Source organism: Pedomonas mirosovicensis (genome assembly GCF_022569295.1).
Taxonomy (GTDB): domain Bacteria; phylum Pseudomonadota; class Alphaproteobacteria; order Sphingomonadales; family Sphingomonadaceae; genus Pedomonas; species Pedomonas mirosovicensis.
The window spans coordinates 370,593-388,500 of the sequence record NZ_JAKFIA010000002.1; the positions used below are offsets into that span (position 1 = coordinate 370,593).

The window sequence follows — 17,908 nt, forward strand, 5'->3', positions numbered from 1 at the left end:
CCGACTCCCACAACTCGCTCGAAAACTCAGAGAAGGTCATCACGCTAATCCCACAGCTGGATCAGGGGGAGGCTGGACGGTCCGGGGCGGAGGTCCGGCACGGCAACGCCAATTCCGACGGGAAGAACAGGGCCAAGGTCGGCAAGTCCGGGGTTGGCATCCAGCACAACAGGCAGAGCGTCCGCACCGAGGCCGGTTTCCCGCCAAAGTAGCGCATCGAGGGTGTCTCCTTGGGTCGCGGTCAGCATCAGTGGCATGGGCTCGGCTCTCCGTTATTCGGGGTGTCGGGGGGCGTGCGCCTGATCGGCGAGCCGTGCCTTCAGCGGCGGCATGGGGGATGTCGATATCGGTCATTGTCCCTCTCGGCTGGCGGCAATCAGGTCGGGAAATTCAATTAGAATTAGAAGGGATGGGGTGCCGGCGCTCAAGCAGGGGCTGTTGTTCACGGCGCCCCTACAACAGGAGGGAGCCAATGGCTCTGGGCCGCCCCTGCGATCACTATGGGCAGGGCAGATCGCTGCATTAGCGGCTGGCGGGCGCGGCGCGAAAAGTCAGCGGAAAACCCAGGCGCTGCCCACCCATGAGAAGGGAGGCGGGCGGCCGTCTGCGGTCAGGTTTCAGCTAAGTGAACTTTATCAAAATTAAGTGAGGATGAACGGGATGTTGACTTGGCCAATGAATTGGTTACGTCTCTTCCCGAAATGAAGTCGCGATCCTTAGATGTAATATTTATAAACAATTAGATATTTTATAATTTGTATTTTTAATTCTTCTAAATTGTCCCGGCTCGGGGCGCTGCCGATCGCTTTTTAAATAGTTCCACGCAGATGTGCCCGGTCCTTGCGGAGAACAACAACAATGATATCTCTCTGCGTCTCCTCCCGTTCCGTTTATCGCAACCACGCCTCCCGCGGTGTCGTTGCTCTCATGCTGCTGGCGGCGGTGGCGTCTGGCCGCGCTTCTGCTCAGTCGCAGGATGTGGGCATACCCCAGTCCGGTTCCCAGGCCGGGGATACGCCGAACGATGTCGAACCCGCTGCGGGAATCGGGCCAGACACTGCCCGCCCCGTCCCGCAGGACCATTATCTGGAATTCAAGCAGATCGTCGTCACCGGCTCGAACATCCGCGGCATCGGCATTTCCGCCGGCTCTCCGCTCACCATCATCGGCCGGCCGGAGATTGAAAGCTCCGGCTATGCCACCACCCAGCAGATCCTTCAGCTGCTGCCGCAGAATTTCGGCGGCGGCGCGGCGGAGGATACGTCGCGCGGGGCCGAGGCGATCTCTACGCTGAAGCGGCGCACCTCGGGCATCAACCTGAGAGGCCTGGGCAATGTCGCCACGCTTGTGCTGCTCAACGGGCGGCGCATGATCGGGGCCAGCGATAACGGCGATATTCCCGATATCTCGCTCATCCCCACCTCCGCGCTTGAGCGCATCGAAATCCTTCCCGATGGCGCATCGGCGGTGTACGGGTCCGATGCTGTGGCCGGCGTCGTCAATTTCATCCTGCGCTCGGATTACGAGGGGGCGGAGACCACCCTGCGCTATGGCTCCTCAACCGAGGGCGGGGTTGACGAATATCAGGCGGCGCAGACCTTCGGGTTTAAGTGGAACGGCGGCAACCTGCTTTTGACCGGCGAATATTATCACCGCGACCGGCTTGATTCCGCCGACCGCGATTTCGCCGCCACGTCGGACCTGACCGCGCGCGGCGGCACCAACTGGAGCAACTTCTACTCCGTTCCCGGCAATATTATTAATCCGGCAACCTTCACACCAGCCTTCGCCATTCCGCCGGGGCAGGATGGGCGCAATCTCACGGCGGCCGATCTCCTGCCGGGGCAGACCAACTTCTTCAACACCCGGCAGGGGGTTGATCTCTTGCCCCGGCAAAATCGCTATAATGTCTTCGGTCGGGCCAATCAGGAACTGAACCCGGATCTGAAAATCTTCGCTGAGGTGTTCTTCGCCCAGCGCAAGGCCAAATATCATGATGGCTCGCAGATCTGGCCGGTTGTGGTCACGCCTGCCAATCCCTTCTGGGTCGATGCGTTCGGCACCGGCCAGCCCGTCATCGTCGCCTATAATTTTTATAACGATCGAGGGGCGGAGGCCAAGTTCGCCAACCAGAAAACCTGGCAGAGCACGGCGGGCCTCACCTACGACGTCGCGGGCGACTGGCGGGTCAACGGCTATTTCACCTATGCCAAGAGCATCGGTCACCTGGATTTGGGATCGAGGCTGGATCAGGACGAGCTGGCCGCGGCGCTCATCGATCCTAACCGTGAGACGGCGCTCAATGTCTTTGGCGACGGGAGCGCGAACAACCCTGAAACCATCGCCCGTATTTTCAGCGACGACAGTTATCAGGATCGGGTGCGCTCGCGCTATTGGGCGGTCAACCTGTTTGCGGATGGCACCGTTTTCGAGGTGCCGGGCGGCCCGATGAAGGTGGGCTTTGGCGGCGAGTTGCGGCGCGAGCGGCTGCGCTCCGTGGTGGACGTGGATACCTCGCGGTTCAACCGCCGCGTGGCGGCGGCCTTCGGCGAGCTTTATGTGCCGTTTGTCGGTCCCCGCAATGCCATGCCGGGCATCGAGGCGCTCAACGTCTCCTTCTCCCTTCGGGCGGAGAAGTATGACGACAAGGAACTGGAGCCTGTTGCCTTCAAGCGGGATGACGCAGACACCATTAACCCCAAGATCGGGATGAATTGGACAGTCACGCCCGGCCTCATCCTGCAGGCCACCTACGGCACGGCCTTCCGTGCTCCCAGCCTTGGCCAGCTGGCCCAACAGAAATCGCTGTCCTTCGGCCCGGTGAACGACCCGCGCTCGCCAACAGGCACGACGCAGGCTCTCTTTATCAGCGGCACCCAGCCGGACCTTGAGAACGAGACGGCCGATACCTGGACCCTGGGCGCGGTCATCGCGCCGCCGTCCATTCCCATGCTGCGCCTGCAGGGCACCTATTATAATATCAGCTTCACCAACCGCATTACGGGCGCGGCCATTCCCACGGAGATGATCGCGAACGAGGACCAGTACGCTGAGTTTATCACGCGCAACCCCAGCCTGGCGCAGCTGCAGGCGGCCTGCGCCGGGGCTGTTCTTGGCTTCACGCCACCGGTTGTCTGCACGACGCCGGATCTGGCTGGCGTCATCATCGACCTGCGAACCGGCAACCGCGCCCGCTATACCACCGAAGGGTTGGACCTGGCCGCATCCTACACCATCGACACGGATGCTGCCGGCCAGTTCAACCTCATGGCCAACGCCAACTATGTGTTCAACCTGAAACAGTCTCCCACCCGCGTCGCACCGGCCATCCCCATTCTCGATACCTTCTCCAATCCGGTCGAGCTGCGGGTCCGGGGCGGCGTGGCATGGACCTCCAATTTCGGCCTCTCGGCCCATCTGTTTGCCAACTACACCGACTCCTACCGCAACAACCTGGCGATCACGGATGAGAAGATCAGCTCCCATACCACGTTCGATCTGACGCTCACCTACCTGACCGGCGACCGGCCGGGGACCCGCTGGCTGAGAGACATCGCCGTCAGTTTCAGCGCCACCAACCTGTTCGACAACGATCCGCCGTTTGTGGATGTGAGTGGCGGCTACGACCCGGAGAATTTCGATCCGCTGGGTCGCTTCCTGTCCCTCACCATCACCAAGAGCTGGTAGCCGCCACCGGCCAATCTGCGCCTTCGCCCTGAGGAGACGGTGCCATGTCTGCGTCAACTCCGGCTTTTATCAAAACCATCGGCTTGCTGGCAGGGGCGGGCTTGCGCGTGGCCCTTGCCCTTGGCCTGCTGGCCGCCCTGTCCCCAGCGCAGGGCGGCGCGGCTCTACAGGCTCCGGCTGCGGGAGAGGCGGTCCATCCCGCCGGCCGGCCGGTCACGGTGGAGGATCTGCTCGCCTTCCGCCGGATCATCGAGCCCTATGCCTACCAGAGCATTCCCGAGGTATTCACCTTCTCGCCGGATGGCAGGCGCTTCCTCCTCGGCACGCGCACGGTGGACCCCAAGCGCCTCACGTCCGAAGAGCGTATTCAGGTCTACGAAGTCAGCGACGTTCTGGAATACCTCCGCAAGCCTGGGCACGCGCCGCTGCCGGAAGGGCGGGTTCTGGTGCGCTGGGTCAACACCGATAACCTGAACCACTATGGTATCTATCTGCGGTTGCGGATGCTCCATTCCTTCAGCTGGTCGGCCGATGGCCGCACTCTCTATTTCATCGGCAAGACCGACGACGCGCCCGATCAGGTTTATTCAGTCAGTGTGGAGTCCGGCAAACTCACCCAGCTGACCCATGCCCGAAATCCCATTCTGGCATTTCAGATCAACGAGGCGGCCCGCCGGCTGGTCGCCACGGAATGGGTCAACCCGGCGGCTGGCCTGGCAGCGGAGAAAATCGCCATCATGGCCGGGCTGCACCAGATGATGGATCTGGCCTGCATCGGGTGCGACCGCTATGGCGTCCGCTCCGGCGTGCCCCAGCTTGTCGTGCAGGAGTTGGGGAGCAAGGCCCCGCCGCGCGTGCTCGTCGGCCCTAAGCAGGCGCGCATCGATCGCTTCCAATCCTTCTGGATGTCACCGGACGGCCGCAAGGCCGTCGTTGCCGTCTATCCCCCGGCGGAAAAAAACTGGGATGCGGATTATGGCCGGATGCTGGAGAACAGCACCAATTCGCCGGACCCGGAGGACTCGCGGTTCGCCCACCTCTATGTCAACTTCTCCATGCGGCCCATCCACCAATATTATTTTCTCGATCTGGAAAGCGGGGACTTCCATCCCATCCTGGATGCCCCCACCCAGCCGGGCACCAACGGCGCGATCTGGAGCCCGGACAGCCGCAAGGTCCTGCTCGCCAACACCTACCTGCCGGTTGACGAAGGTCCGGCCGAAGCCCGCGCGCTGCGGCGCAAGTGGCCGTTTCTCGCCGAATATGACGTGGACAGCAAAACCTACCGCCCGGTGCTTGCTCTTGCCGGGGATTCGGCAAATCCGGTCGATGGCCAGTGGCCGCATATTCTTCAGGTGTTCGGTAACGACGCCATCGTGATCTCGCGCGTGCGCGCCGATGGCGGCAAGATCAGCCCGCTGGTCGCATCCTGGGGCGGCAAGGACTGGACTATTTCAGAAACCGGCGCCCCGGCTGTGCCGGCCCCGGTTGAGCTTATGGTGCGCGAAAGCCTGGCCACGCCGCCGGAAGTGGTGGCGCGTGATCCCTCCAGCGGTGTTGAGCGGCCCATTACCAATCTCAACCCGCAGCTGCGCGATCTGCGGCTGAGCCCGGTTTCGGAGATCGAGTGGAAGGACAGCAAGGGGTACGCCTGGCAGGGGGCGCTCATCCTGCCGGATGGCTACCAGCCGGGGCGTCGGTATCCCCTTGTCATTGAATGCCGGAATTATGACCGCAATCGCTTCGTCTTTGGCGGGCAGGCCGGGCTCACGGCGCCGTTTGCCGGGCGGGCGCTGGCGGCCAAGGGGATCATGGTGCTGCAAATGCCGGCCAGATCCTATCAGGCTCCGCCGTTCAATATGCGCGATGATTTTGTGTCGACCCAGCGCGGCATCGAGGCGGCGGTCGCTCACCTTGTCGCGCGCGGCGATGTGGACCCCGCTCGCGTCGGCGTGACGGGGTGGAGCTACACCGGCGCGCCGGTGCAGCATGCCATCACCTTTTCGCAGACTCCCTTCGCTGCCGCCATCATTGCCGATGCCATGGGTACGGGCACGGTCAACTATGCCAACCTTTACGGGTTTATTCCGCCGGGCATGAATTATCAGGAAGAGATGCTGGGCGGCGCGCGGCCGTGGGGAGAGCGGCGTGATGCGTGGGTGGAAAACAGCCCGGTCTACAATCTTGACCGCGTGCACACGCCGCTCTTGATGCACAGCTATCTTCCCGGCGGCGTTGTCAGCTGGTGGGATATCTACGCCATTCTCCGCCGTCAGGGAAAACCGGTGGAGCTGTGGCAGTACATCGATTCTGACCATGCGCCGCAAAAAGCCCGGCCAGCGCCTCCACGCCCAGAAAATGGTGGTGGACTGGTACGCCTATTGGCTGAAGGGGGAACGCGACCCCGATCCCGCCAAGGCCGCCCAATACGCCCGGTGGGACGAGCTGCGCCAGCAGCACCTGGCCGATGTTCAGCGCAGTCAGTCCGCCCTCGGCTCCGCCTCTGCCGCCAACCGAACGCAGCAGGCGGGCCGTTAGGATTGCCTGTTTTTCTGCGGTGGGCGGTCCCGCCCGCCCCGCCCTTCAGGGCGGGGACAGGGCGTCCTGGATCAGGCGGCGATTTTGCTGGCCTGGCGAATGGCCGGCAGCATGTCCTCGGGTTCTGGCCGGCGGGTGTAGTCGGGGTTCACCTCGGCATAGAGGATCGTGCCGTCCTGCGCGATCACGTAGCGAGCCGGCATCGGCAACGTCCAGCTCGGGTCGCCATTGAAGGCGGGCAGGTCGTTCTTCAAGCCCTGATAAAGTTCGATCAGATAGGCGGGCAGCTCGAAGCGCAGGCCGAAGGCCGCGGCCACATCATTGCGCGGGTCCGAGAGGATCGGGAAATCAAGGCCGTTCTGGCGTACCGACTTGCGGCTGTTGACCGGCGTTTGGGGAGAAATGGCGACAAGGTTTGCGCCCAGCGCCCTGAAATCCGGCAGCGCTGCCTGCAGTGCCTGCAACTCCATGTTGCAGTAGGGGCACCACACGCCGCGATAAAAGCTTACCACCAGCGGGCCGGCAGCCAGAAGAGTGGCGGAGGACACCGGGTTTCCATCGGGGTCCCCGAGCGTGAAGTCGGGAGCCTTGTCGCCGGCCTTCAGCGCGCGCTGGGCCGCGCCCGAGGCAATCAGTTCGGCGGTTGCGCGGTGCATCGTCTCGATAACCGACGGCGGCACGTTATACGGCGGCTTGCCCGCCTCGAAATCGGCCTTGAAGGCGTCGAGCTTGGCCTGCAGGGTCATGTCCAGTCTCCTTGGTCTCAAAATCAGGCTTGTCCCCATCGCTGCCCATCAGCGATGCGGCGAAGTATTGGCTATTCCGGGGAACGGTGGCAGAAACGTTCAGGCAATAATGGTTATTCCTATGGGGAATGGCATGGACCGGCTTCAGGCGATGACCACCTTCATCCGGGTGGTGGAAAACGGCTCCTTCTCCGGCGCGGCGCGGCAGTTGAATGTGGGCCAGCCGGCCGTCTCCAAGACCATCGCGCAGCTGGAGGGCCGGTTGCAGGTGCGTCTGCTGCTGCGCTCAACGCACGGCCTTGCGCCCACCGAGGCCGGCCAGCGCTTCTACGAACGCGCCCTGCTCGCCCTCCGGGAGGTGGAGGAAGCCGAGCTGGCGGCCCGCGGCGCGGGCGCAGGCCTGTCTGGGCGGTTGCGCGTGTCGGCGGCAACCACGTTCGCGCGGTTGCATATCATCCCACGCCTGCCGGCGTTTCTTGCTCGGCACCCTGATCTGGAGGTCGATGTCATCCTTGATGACCGCATCATCGATCTGGTCGCGGAGGGTATTGATATTTCCCTTCGCATGGGAACGCTGCTGGATTCCAACGCCGTTGCGCGCAAGCTTGCGGCATCGCGCCGCTCGGTGCTGGCAACGCCCGCCTATCTGGCGCGGGCGGGTGAGCCGCAGACGCCGGCTGATCTCCCCAACCACCAGGCGATCATCTACAGCCAGGCGGCAAGCACCTGGAGCTTCCGGCGCGACAGTTCGGAAGTATCGGTGGCGGTGCGGGGCCGTGTGCGGGTGAGCGCGGCCGAGGGCATCCGGGCTGCCGTGCTGGCGGACATGGGCCTGACCATCGCCTCGGACTGGATGTTCGCGCCCGAGCTGGAAAATGGGCTTGTCCGGCGCGTGCTGGAGCCGTGGTCTCTGCCGCCGATCGACCTGTGGGCGGTTTTTCCCACCGGCCGGCTCGCCAGCGCCAAGGCCCGCCAGTTCGCCAGCTTCGTCGAGGCGGCGCTTGCGGGGTAAGATCAGGCGGCGGGCAGGGGCTCGGCCGGCGGCATGGCCGACCACTGGCGCGCCCAGCTCTCGGCCCCCAGCGCGCTGAGTATCGTGGTTCGCATCAGGCGGCTTTGGTGGCCTTCCCTCTGGAAGGCCTGCTCCACCGCCTGCCGGTTCAGCAGCCCCTCCCGCACCAGCGCGCCGTCCAGGAAATAGCCGCGCAGAAAGCCGAAATTGCGGGTGACGATCTGGTCGGTGAAATTATTGATGCCGCCCTTGGTGAGCCGGCAGAGAATCTGCGGCGGCACCATGTCGCGAAAGGCGTGGCGCGCCAGCCCGCGCGGGCGCCCGCCCAGGCCAAACATGTAGGCGGGGATGCGGTAGATCGCCTCCAGCACCGGCTGGGAGATCAGGGGATGCACGGTCTCGATATCGTGGTGGGGCCGGCTCGGATACCAATGTCGATTGGCCAGGGCGGTGGCATTGATCTGCATTTGCTTGGCCGGGGGCACGTTTGCCGGCAAGGGGCGGGTCAGCATGTCCGCAAGGTCATGTTCGAACCGGGGAAAGATCGCCCGCATGTGGGCGATGAAATGCGCGTCCATCGTGGGGGATGGGAGAGGGGCCCTGTGTGCCCGCACGCCGGCCACGGCGCGGCGGGCCACCTGCCACACCGAAACCCGCTCCAGTTGCGCCGCCTCGTGCGCCATCTTGAGGAAGGCGGGGTTGAACCCATGCATCCACAGATAGTCAGTCGCGCTGGCCAGGTGGAGCAGGCTGCCGAAAATTTCGTCCCCGCCGTTGCCATCGAACACGGCGCGGGCTTCAAAGGCCCGGGCCATTTTTGCTTGCCGGGCGCTGCGGGCCAGCTGCGCCAGGATCAGCATCGGCTGGGCGGAAAAATGAATTTTTGAGGCCTCCCGCAGCGATACGGCCTCGGGCCGCTCTTCCAGCTCCATCAGGTCCGCCTTGAAGCGCGCGCACGATAGCCGGGCGTAGAAACGCTCGTCAGAATCCGCCGTGCCCGATTGGTAATTGAGGCACAGCACGTCGTCCGGCGATATCGCGCCGTCGAGCGCGGCCAGCACGATGGCGCTGTCCAGCCCGCCTGAAAGCAGCAAGAGAATGCGACCGTAAATCATGCCCCAGCCGCGCACCGCCTGCACTACGGCGGCGCGCAGCATGTCGGCCGCTGCCTCTACGCTTGTGGGTATGTCGCGCGCGGCAATTTCTTCCGGCCGCCAGAAGGTGCGCGTCTCAACGCCGGCGCGCGTGATGCTGAGCCAGTCGCCCCCGCGCAGAGAGCGCACATGTTTCAGCCCGGTGTCCGGCAACTCCTTTGCGGGCATTTGCAGGTGCCGCGCCACATGTGGCCAGTTGATATCCGGCGGCGCCAGCCCGAGGGAGACAATGTCCGCCGCATCGTTGAAAAAACAATGAAAGTCATGGTGCTCCACATGGAAGCAGTCCAGCCCGCCGGTGGGGTCGCGCGCCACCGCAACGCCCTCCGGGCCGGGAAGAAAAGCCACATACCGGCCCCAGACCAGGCGGTGCAGTTTCTCCGGCCCGGCTTCGGCCAGGTGTTTTGCGGTCGCCTCATTGAGGATGCCGACCGGTGTCGCCGCTGCGTTCTCGAACAGGGTGCCCAGCACAGCCCCGCCGGCGGGAAGAACATGGGCGCTGAGGGCGGTGCCTTCGCCCGGCGCTTCCAGCACGGTCAGCGCGGCTGTCGTCACGACCGGGGTATAGGCCGGCCTCCGCTGCGCCAGCCGTGCGGCGCAGGCGCCGATCAACCGGGCGGCGGCCTCTGCCTTGCCGGGTTTGGGAATAAAGGCGCAATAGCGATACATGGCCCTGCCTTCACAGGACCATGATCGGCGTCAGGCGCCAGATGCGCGTCAGGCTGTCGCCCACCGCCGTGTCGCCCGCCTGTATCCAGCAATGGGCCTCGAACGGGTCCGCCGCCACGCCGAACACCCAGCGCGCCTCGATGCCATGGCGGCGCAGGAAGCGCTTCAGCACCAGGCTGTTGAACAGGCAGCGGTCCTTCTGGCTGTAGAACAGGGGGGCGAGGTAGAAAAACAGATCCGCCAGCCGGTTCAGCTCGGCCGCTGGCACATCAGCGCGGCGGGCGCGGCGGCGCGGGCGTTGCCGCTCCAGCCAGGCAAGCGCGCGCAATGGCAGCAAGACGAACAGAACGGCGCTTGAGGTCAGCGCCATCAGAAAATGCCAGGCCTCGCGGAGAGAAACGCGTGGCGGGCGAAGATCCCCGCTTCCCATAGCCTCGTGGGTGGCGCGCACGGTCTGCAGCGTCACCATCTGCTTGCCGCGGCGGGGGTCCGTCGTCACCACGCCGTTGTCCAGCAATTCCTGCACAACTTCCGGCTCAAGCCGCCCGGCAGGCAGGCACTCTGCCTGCAACGCCGCGTCGCAGTCGATCAGCGCCAGGGCCGCGCGCGCTTGATGGGGAGGCAGGCCGCAATAGGCGCCGTGCCGCAGGTCGAGGAAAACCAGATAGCCGTCGGCGAGGCAGGCGTGGCAATGGCGGGAGAGCTGCATCACCGGGGCGGGCGCGGGGCGCCGGCTCCGCAGGTAATAGACATTGGGCGCAGCGTCCTGCCCGCAGGCGGCGGCGCATCTGTTATCGCCGAAGGGGCGGTCAACGGCCATGGGTCCGCATATGCTCCGGCCCGCCGGCGCGCATGCGGGGCGGCTGGGCGAAGCGGGCGCGATTTTCCACCGCCGTCATGGCCCTACGGATGGCAAGGGGCTTTCAGCATGGCGCCCCACGCCTGGCCCAAGGGAAGCCCCCTTTGGTTGTTGCGGTTATGCGTCCAAACGCCAGCATGGCTGTCTCCACCGTCTTTATTCGAAAGGCGAATTTCCGGCGCGTCGGTTGAAAGTCTAATGGACGGGCGGGGAGGGCCGAAATCTATAGTTCCGATATTGCCGCCAGGCTCGGAGCAGCCGGCTGTGCAGTCCGGAGGAAGGCCTGCACAGCCGTCGTCAGCTTACATGTACATGTACGCCATCATCGCCGGATCCCAAATCTTGCCAGCCGGCATCAGCTGTTTGGTTTCCGAAGTCACACGACCAAATTTCAACATGGGTGTTCTCCATTTGCGAAAAATTTTGGGGTGCCGCCACGGCGGCATGCAAAATGGTATCCAAAGGTCGTGGAGGCACCGACTCAATAGTCATCATATTGTTGCGGCCCAACGGTCGAACCGTTCGTCCGGCAGGGGCTTGTTCTCGGGCCTGCCCATGCGAATGTTAGGGCCGAAGCGCTTTTCTGCCTTTTGTTTCAAGGAGCCAGCCATGATTGACCTGTTCTATTGGCCCACGCCCAACGGGCACAAGATTACGATGTTCCTGGAGGAGGCGGGCCTGGAATACCGCATCCTTCCGGTGGACATTCGCGCCGGCGACCAGTTCAAGCCGGAATTCCTGGCCATTTCGCCCAACAACCGGATGCCGGCTATCATCGACCATGCGCCGCTGGACGGCGGCGAGCCGGTGAGCGTGTTCGAGTCTGGCGCCATTCTCGTCTATCTGGGAGAGAAGACTGGCGCCTTCCTCCCCCAGGACATTCGCGAGCGCAAGACGGCGCTGGAGTGGCTGTTCTGGCAGATGGGCGGTCTGGGGCCGATGGCGGGCCAGAACCACCACTTCAACATGTACGCGCCCGAGAAGATTCCCTACGCCATCGATCGCTACGTCAAGGAAACCAACCGCCTCTATGGCGTGCTCGACCGGCGGCTGGAAGGGCGCGCCTATATCGCGGGCGATGACTATTCGGTTGCCGACATGGCGGCCTATCCATGGATTGTCCCCCACGAGCGGCAGGGCCAGAACCTGAATGACTTCCCCAACCTGAAGGCGTGGTTCGAGCGGGTGAAGGCGCGCCCGGCGACCATTCGCGCCTACGCCAAGGCCGAGGAATTTCAGGACAAGCCGATGACCGAGGAAGCGCGCAAAATCCTGTTCGGGCAGACAGCGGGCGGCCCCGCCAAGGCCTGAACCGGCAGGAGCCGGCTGGGCCCTGCAGGGCCTGCACGCCGGTTTTGATCGAATGCGTTCCGAAAAACGAACGGAAGATCGAAAGGGGGGGCAAAGCCACTGGCTGAGCGGCCCCCTTTCATCGTCTTGAGTTTGCGTCCCCACGCCGGGTGGGCGCATCATGGCCGCCGCTGGGCGTTGGAAAAGACGAAGCCGATGGCGGTGCCGACCACGAGGGAGATCAGTCCCGTAGCCCAGGCGCGCAGCTCCGTATCGCCGAGATAAAGGGCGATGATGAGAAAGGCGGTGCCAATGGCCAGCGCCCCGCCGGCGATGAGCGCGCCTGCCTTCACCCGGATCAGCTCGCCCCGGTCCTCCGTCACGCCGTCGGGCTTGATGACCTCTTCCGATTGAATGATCCGGGTCATGCATCCTCTCCAGCGGCCATCAGGCCCTTGGCGGCGGAAAGCGTGGCGATGAGGCTCCTGATGGAACTCCTGCAGCGATGGGCGGGCGCATCCGGCGCGACACCGGCGCCGCGCCGCCATCGGGCTGGCGGAGCGTTGGCGCGCAACCGGCTGGCTGGGCAGTTCTTCCTCCTGTGGGGCCGGCCACAGAGGCGCGGGCGCGGTTCAGCTTCGGCCGGTAACAGCCTTGTGCCACCCGATGCCGTGGCCTCACCCCAGAATGCCGACGATCTCCACGTCCAGCCTGCTCGGGTCCTCCACGAAACCGATGTGCCTGCGTCCCCGCTCCTGCTGCTGGCGATAGGCTTTCATCACCGACAGGGCGCGGCGGATGATCTCGGTCCGGGTGGTGCACTGCTCCTGCGCCAGTGTCTCAAGAAACGCGGCGACCTCCTGGCTCAGTTCGATGCTCATGCGAACCTTGGCCATTGCTTGCTCCCGTGAAGTGCGCGCCCGCACATGCTGCGCTGTTCGCTGCGCCCATTATGTGCGGTTCACACGCATATTCAATGCAGGAGCCGGCAAGGGAAACTCCCTTGTCAGGGAGGCCCGTGCATCTGCGGCGCGGGGGCCGCCCGGCGGGCCGCCGCATCATCGCAGGCAGCCACGCCGGGCACGGCGGGGGGCAACGGGGAGGCATGGCCGGCCGCCCGCGCCAGATGTGTCCATCGGGCAATGGGCTGCCGAATAATTCGATTGTTGCGGAATAATGCAAATTCACCTTGCGAAATCGGGGAGCGGCTATTATTTCGAATGTTATCGAAATGAAAGGAGCCAGCATGAATCCCCTCTTCCAGCTTCCCGCTCTTGCCGGGGGCATCCTCACCCGCATGGTCAAGGCTCTGGCTGGCTGCTGCCGCACGGCGGCGCACATTCCCTTCGGCGCGCAGCGCGACCTTGGCATGAGCGCGTTCCATCCCCGGCCGCAGGCGCACGCCTGCTGCGCTTGCGATTGCGGGGCGTGACGGCCTGAGACGGACGGCATACGCGGCCAGCGCGACGGCGAGGGTCAGAGTCAACACGGCGATTGCGATGCTGATGGCCATGGCGGTCCCCGTCTCCTCATCCCCTGCTTCAACCGAAGCTGTTCCAACCGAGACTCGAACGCCACGAACAATGAGAACATAACGTGAACATATTCATCGTGTCAAGTCGCGTCTGCCTTGGTGGCGGCATCGGCCGGTGGCGTGTGGCTCAGGGGCGCAGCACCACCTTGGTCACCTCGTTCTGCCGGTTGGCGAAGATGTCGTAGCCCTTGGGGGCTTCCTCCAGCGACAGGCGGTGGCTGATGACGAAGGAGGGGTCGATCTCCCCGGCCTCGATCCGCTGCAACAGCGGCCGGAGATACTTGTGCACGTGGGTCTGGCCCATGCGGAAGGTCAGGCCTTTGTTGAAGGCCGCGCCGATCGGCATCTTGTCCATCATGCCGCCGTAAACGCCGGCAATGGAAACGGTGCCGCCCTTGCGGCAGGCCATTACCATCTGGCGCAGGGCGTGGGGCCTGTCGGTCACCAGCATCACGGCGGCCTTGGCCCGGTCCATCAGGTTGTCCGGCGTCAGGCCGTGGGCTTCCATGCCCACCGAGTCGAGGCAGGCATCCGGCCCGCGCCCGCCGGTCATCTCGCGCAGGGCATCGAGGATGTTGGTCTCCTCGAAGTCGAGCGTCTCGGCTCCTGCCTCGGCGGCCATGGCAAGGCGCGTCGGGTGGTGGTCAATGGCGATCACCCGGCCGGCCCCCAGCATGAACAGCGAGCGGATGGCGAACTGCCCCACCGGCCCGCAGCCCCACACCGCCACCGTGTCGCCGGGCTTCACGTCGCAATTTTCGGCGGCCATGTAGCCGGTGGGGAAGATGTCGGTGAGGAACAGCACCTTGTCGTCGGACAGGCTGTCGGGCACCTTCATGCAGCCCACGTCGGCGAAGGGCACGCGCACATATTCCGCCTGTCCGCCCGCATAGCCGCCCAGCATGTGCGAGTAGCCGAAGATGGCCGAGGGCGTGTAGCCGAAGAGGGTGGAGGCGATTTCCGCGCCGTCGACGGTGTTGGAATTATCGCACAGCGACCAGTATTCATTCTTGCAGAAGAAACAGTTGCCGCAGGCGATGGGGAAGGGGATGACCACCCGGTCGCCCACCTTCAGCCGGGTGACTTCCTGGCCCGTCTCCACCACCTCGCCCATGAACTCATGGCCCAGGATATCGCCGGACTTCATGGTGGGAATGTACCCGTCGTAGATGTGCAGGTCCGAGCCGCAGATGGCGGTGGATGTCACCTTGACGATGGCGTCGCGGGGTTTGACGATCTTGGGGTCGGGCACTGTCTCCACCCGAACGTCCCGTTTGCCGTGCCAGACGAGCGCGCGCATGAACTCCTCCTTGCCTCCGCTTCCCGAAGCGCCGCGGAAAAAACCGTTCCGAAAAAAATGGCGAGGGGGCTTCTCCGGTCAGCCGTTCACCAGGCTCTGGGGCATGTTGACCGTGATTTCCCCCGCTTCCATCAGTTGCTTGAAGCGACGTAAGTCGCGCCGGAGCTGGATTGTCGGCTCGCGGTGCAGCAGCTTGGCCAGCATGCGGCCTGTCTGGCCCGCCGGCGGCTTGTAGAGGATGACCGCATGCACTTCCGTGCCCTGGCCTGCGGGCGCATCGCGAAACTCCACCCAGCCCGTGTTCTTCACCATGGCCTTTTCCTCCGACGACCAGGCGATGCGCTGGCCGGGCACGTCTTCCGTCACCAGCGCGGTCCATTTGAGGGTGACGCCCGCCGGTCCCTTCACCGACCATTCGGAGCGGGTCTCGTCCGTCACCTCCACCTTTTCCACATATTCCATGATTTCGGCGAGGTTGGCGAAGTTGCGCCAGAAATCATAAAGCTCTTGCCGGGGCCGGTTGATCGTCACCGACCACGAGGCCGCCGCCGCGCTGCTCCATCCGCGCTTGCGGGCTTCCTCCTCCTCCAGCCGGCTGGGTGCGAAGGCGCGGCGCACCGGGGCCATGCCGGCAAGACCGCGCGCCACCAGCAGGCCGCCAGCCAGCCCCGCGGCCCAGCCGAGCGCGCCGCCGCGCCGGATGCCCCAGCCTGCGAGCAATCCGCCGGCGGCAACGGAGACCGCGCGTTCGCCGCCGCCCAGCGGCTGGCGCGGGCTGCGCTGCGCGCCGGCCGGCGCGGCGCTGTCGGCTATCACAGAGTCGTTGGTCGCGCGGTCCATGGCGGCGCCTCCCTCCAGGATATGAGTGACCAGGCCGCAGGCCGGCAAGGCGTGGCGCCGGCTGCGGGAATGGTCGAACGAGGGAACAAACGATGCGCCACCGCGACCGTTCCTCTCCCGCGCGATGGCAGAAATCTGGAGTAGGCCATGTGGATGGGTGTCGATGCGCCGCGCACATGGCAGCTATGCGCCTGCCCCCCCTTCCCGCTATGGGGCGGACGTGCAACACATCATACCTGGGCGGCCCATATGTCCGGTGGATCTTTGGGACAGGCCGAACCATCGAGGAGCAGCAAGCCATGTCACGCGCGTCCCTGTCGTTTCCCCACTTTCTGCTCGCGCTGGCCATCGTGGCGGTCTGGGGCACCAATTTCGTGGTGATCCGCTTCGGGCTCAACCACCTGCCGCCGCTGCTGTTCGCTGCGCTTCGCTTCGCCTTTGCCTTTTTTCCGACAGCCCTGTTCGTGCGGCGGCCCAAGGTGCCGCTGGGCAAGCTGGCCGCTTATGGCCTTGCCATCGGCGCGGGGCAGTTCGGCCTGCTGTTCATTGCGATGAAGGGCTACATCTCCCCCGGCCTTGCTTCGCTCGTGGTGCAAAGCCAGGCCTTCTTTACCATCGGCCTCGCCATCCTCTTGATCGGGGAGCGGCTGCGGGCCCACCAGTGGGTCGCGGTTGGCATGGCTGCCAGCGGCATCGGGCTCATCGCCTGGATGGGCGGGGGCGACGCCACGCTGCTGGGCCTTGCGCTGGTGCTGCTGGCCGGGCTCAGCTGGGCGGCCGGCAACCTGATCGCCCGCTCGACGCCGGGCGTCAACATGGTCGCCTATGTGGTGTGGAGCAGCCTGTTCGCCATTCCGCCTCTCGTCATCCTGTCTCTGGTTTTTGAAGGGCCGCAGGCCATCATGACCGGCCTCACCCAGGCCGATGCCGCAACGTGGGGCGCGGTGCTGTGGCAGACGATCGGCAACAGCCTGTTCGGCTATGCCGCTTTCGGCTGGCTGCTCTCCCGTTATCCGGCCGCCACCGTCGCGCCCATGAGCCTGCTCGTTCCTGTATTCGGCATGGGCGCTTCGGCCTGGTGGCTGGGCGAGAGCCTGCCGGCATGGAAGCTGGCCGCCGCCGCCATCGTGCTCGGCGGGTTGGCCGTCAATCTGTTCTGGAGGCCCCGCCCGGCTGCCGCCAAGGCGGCCTGAGCGGCGGTTTTCAAATTTTGCAGAGGGTCGCGGACCCTCTGCACTCCCTGCTTTTGACGGGCCGCGCCCTGCACAGGCTGCTGAATGTGCCGGATTGCCAATATCCGCACAGCCGTTTGATCGGGTGCGATCCGAAATAAACTCCGGGAGGTGCAGAAGGGGTAAGTCCCTCCTGCAAAAACACCTGTCCTAAAGCAGCTGGGTGCCCCGGCGCAGCGCCGCCAGTACGTCACCATCGATCACGTAGACCGCGTGGCGCTGTGCGCCCCGGTTGACGTGGTTGCGAACCCAGCCTTCGTAGTGCCGCTTTACCAGTCCGGCGCGCACCAGGTCGGAGACCGCGTGGGACACATTCGTCTTGCCGCTGGCGCGGATGCGCTCCCGCATGGCTGTCTCCACCAGCCGCTCGGCCTCCTCGGGGTCATCCGGCAGCTCGTTTTTCATCGCGGCCATCAGGCGGCGGCGCAGGTCTGCCCGGCGGCGCTCATCATGGGCGAGGGGGGCGAGGTTGTCGCTCAGCCAGTCCCGCAGCGCGACGGCGCCGCTGGCGGTCTTCACGAACGGCCCTGCCTTGCCGTCGGGCCCGGCGACCTCCGAAATCAGGTTCAGCACCATGAAGGCGTAGCGCGGCCGGCGGGAGACCTCCGCCAATGTGCTGACGATGCGGCCAACGCTGAGAGCGCTCGATCCCATCTCTCCCTCGATCCAAGCTGTGCCTGGGCCAGAACAAAACACATACGAACTGGCTTGGAAAGCCGAAAAATCAAGGGAAATGCCTTTAGTGTCATTTACGACACTTTGCCGAGGGGCGGCCCAGAGTGTCACGAAACTCCGGGTTGGGCCGGTGCCAGTTCGAACCAAAGGCGCCGCTTGCGCGGCAGGCGATTGCTCTGGCGCGCTTCGTACAGCGCGGGCGGGCGGCGGGCCGCGACGGCGGAGGCCAAGAAACTCATACAAATAGACTGAGGGTTTTTCCGCCTTGCGCTCGTAGTGGTTTGCAGCGCCGGTCTTTACGCGCTCGCCGGGGGGCTTCGGGGGCTCTCCGGAGGGGGGGATGGTTCTGGTGCTCCTTTCGGCCGGTTCTTG

The 17,908-nt window shown here is 64.7% G+C and carries 18 protein-coding genes and 1 pseudogene; 6 read left to right on the forward strand and 13 right to left on the reverse strand.

The window, feature by feature from the left end; all coding sequences use genetic code 11:
• Positions 1-44: 44 nt before the first annotated feature.
• Positions 45-257 carry a tail protein X gene (locus L0C21_RS14705; RefSeq protein ID WP_259279191.1) on the reverse strand — a complete coding sequence of 71 codons (213 nt, stop codon included), beginning with the start codon at positions 255-257 and terminating at the stop codon, positions 45-47.
• A 601-nt stretch (positions 258-858) separates the two neighbouring features.
• On the opposite strand from L0C21_RS14705, the gene L0C21_RS14710 reads away from it, so the two are divergent.
• Positions 859-3,687: a TonB-dependent receptor plug domain-containing protein gene (locus L0C21_RS14710; protein WP_259279192.1), complete on the forward strand. Its 2,829-nt coding sequence runs from the start codon at positions 859-861 to the stop codon at positions 3,685-3,687.
• Between the two features lie 164 nt (positions 3,688-3,851).
• Here the strand turns inward: L0C21_RS14710 and L0C21_RS14715 are convergent, their stop codons facing one another.
• The 3 genes from L0C21_RS14715 to L0C21_RS14725 form a co-directional block, all read right to left on the reverse strand.
• On the reverse strand, positions 3,852-4,166 hold the full coding sequence (locus tag L0C21_RS14715) for a hypothetical protein (RefSeq protein WP_259279193.1): 315 nt from the start codon (positions 4,164-4,166) through the stop codon (positions 3,852-3,854).
• Between the two features lie 108 nt (positions 4,167-4,274).
• Complete coding sequence (locus L0C21_RS14720; protein WP_259279194.1) at positions 4,275-4,583, reverse strand: hypothetical protein; 309 nt, start codon at positions 4,581-4,583, stop codon at positions 4,275-4,277.
• 12 nt (positions 4,584-4,595) lie between these two features.
• Positions 4,596-5,033 carry a hypothetical protein gene (locus tag L0C21_RS14725; RefSeq protein ID WP_259279195.1) on the reverse strand — a complete coding sequence of 146 codons (438 nt, stop codon included), beginning with the start codon at positions 5,031-5,033 and terminating at the stop codon, positions 4,596-4,598.
• Positions 5,034-5,546: 513 nt separating this feature from the next.
• Between L0C21_RS14725 and L0C21_RS16965 the strand changes: the two are divergent.
• A pseudogene (locus L0C21_RS16965) lies at positions 5,547-5,960 on the forward strand (alpha/beta hydrolase family protein); the annotation flags it as partial.
• A gap of 43 nt (positions 5,961-6,003) precedes the next feature.
• The gene (locus tag L0C21_RS14735; protein ID WP_259279197.1) at positions 6,004-6,225 is read left to right on the forward strand and encodes a hypothetical protein; all 222 of its coding nucleotides are present in this window, start codon (positions 6,004-6,006) and stop codon (positions 6,223-6,225) included.
• Positions 6,226-6,296: 71 nt separating this feature from the next.
• Here the strand turns inward: L0C21_RS14735 and L0C21_RS14740 are convergent, their stop codons facing one another.
• Entirely contained in the window at positions 6,297-6,971 is a 675-nt protein-coding gene (locus L0C21_RS14740) for a peroxiredoxin-like family protein (RefSeq protein ID WP_259279198.1), read from the reverse strand.
• A 133-nt stretch (positions 6,972-7,104) separates the two neighbouring features.
• Between L0C21_RS14740 and L0C21_RS14745 the strand changes: the two genes are divergently transcribed.
• Positions 7,105-7,983, forward strand: coding sequence for a LysR family transcriptional regulator (locus L0C21_RS14745; RefSeq protein ID WP_259279199.1), 879 nt, complete (start codon positions 7,105-7,107; stop codon positions 7,981-7,983).
• Between the two features lie 2 nt (positions 7,984-7,985).
• Here the strand turns inward: L0C21_RS14745 and L0C21_RS14750 are convergent, their stop codons facing one another.
• Together L0C21_RS14750 and L0C21_RS14755 are read right to left on the reverse strand one after the other, a co-directional pair.
• A complete protein-coding gene (locus L0C21_RS14750; protein WP_259279200.1) occupies positions 7,986-9,806 on the reverse strand; it encodes an asparagine synthase-related protein in 1,821 nt (606 codons plus the stop codon).
• Between the two features lie 10 nt (positions 9,807-9,816).
• Positions 9,817-10,626 (reverse strand): lasso peptide biosynthesis B2 protein, encoded by an 810-nt coding sequence (locus tag L0C21_RS14755; protein ID WP_259279201.1) that lies wholly within the window; start codon positions 10,624-10,626, stop codon positions 9,817-9,819.
• Between the two features lie 648 nt (positions 10,627-11,274).
• Between L0C21_RS14755 and L0C21_RS14760 the strand changes: the two genes are divergently transcribed.
• A complete protein-coding gene (locus L0C21_RS14760; protein WP_259279202.1) occupies positions 11,275-11,976 on the forward strand; it encodes a glutathione binding-like protein in 702 nt (233 codons plus the stop codon).
• Between the two features lie 158 nt (positions 11,977-12,134).
• On the opposite strand, the gene L0C21_RS14765 is transcribed toward L0C21_RS14760, so the two are convergent.
• The 5 genes from L0C21_RS14765 to L0C21_RS14785 form a co-directional block, all read right to left on the reverse strand.
• Positions 12,135-12,383 (reverse strand): hypothetical protein, encoded by a 249-nt coding sequence (locus tag L0C21_RS14765; RefSeq protein WP_259279203.1) that lies wholly within the window; start codon positions 12,381-12,383, stop codon positions 12,135-12,137.
• Positions 12,384-12,632: 249 nt separating this feature from the next.
• On the reverse strand, positions 12,633-12,851 hold the full coding sequence (locus tag L0C21_RS14770; RefSeq protein WP_259279204.1) for a ribbon-helix-helix domain-containing protein: 219 nt from the start codon (positions 12,849-12,851) through the stop codon (positions 12,633-12,635).
• Positions 12,852-12,961: 110 nt separating this feature from the next.
• Positions 12,962-13,468: a hypothetical protein gene (locus L0C21_RS14775; protein WP_259279205.1), complete on the reverse strand. Its 507-nt coding sequence runs from the start codon at positions 13,466-13,468 to the stop codon at positions 12,962-12,964.
• A 148-nt stretch (positions 13,469-13,616) separates the two neighbouring features.
• On the reverse strand, positions 13,617-14,789 hold the full coding sequence (locus L0C21_RS14780) for a zinc-dependent alcohol dehydrogenase (protein ID WP_259279206.1): 1,173 nt from the start codon (positions 14,787-14,789) through the stop codon (positions 13,617-13,619).
• Between the two features lie 78 nt (positions 14,790-14,867).
• The gene (locus L0C21_RS14785) at positions 14,868-15,629 is read right to left on the reverse strand and encodes an SRPBCC family protein (RefSeq protein WP_259279207.1); all 762 of its coding nucleotides are present in this window, start codon (positions 15,627-15,629) and stop codon (positions 14,868-14,870) included.
• A 299-nt stretch (positions 15,630-15,928) separates the two neighbouring features.
• Between L0C21_RS14785 and L0C21_RS14790 the strand changes: the two genes are divergently transcribed.
• Positions 15,929-16,822, forward strand: coding sequence for an EamA family transporter (locus L0C21_RS14790; protein WP_259279208.1), 894 nt, complete (start codon positions 15,929-15,931; stop codon positions 16,820-16,822).
• 189 nt (positions 16,823-17,011) lie between these two features.
• On the opposite strand, the gene L0C21_RS14795 is transcribed toward L0C21_RS14790, so the two are convergent.
• The gene (locus tag L0C21_RS14795) at positions 17,012-17,515 is read right to left on the reverse strand and encodes a hypothetical protein (protein WP_259279209.1); all 504 of its coding nucleotides are present in this window, start codon (positions 17,513-17,515) and stop codon (positions 17,012-17,014) included.
• Positions 17,516-17,908 lie beyond the last annotated feature (393 nt).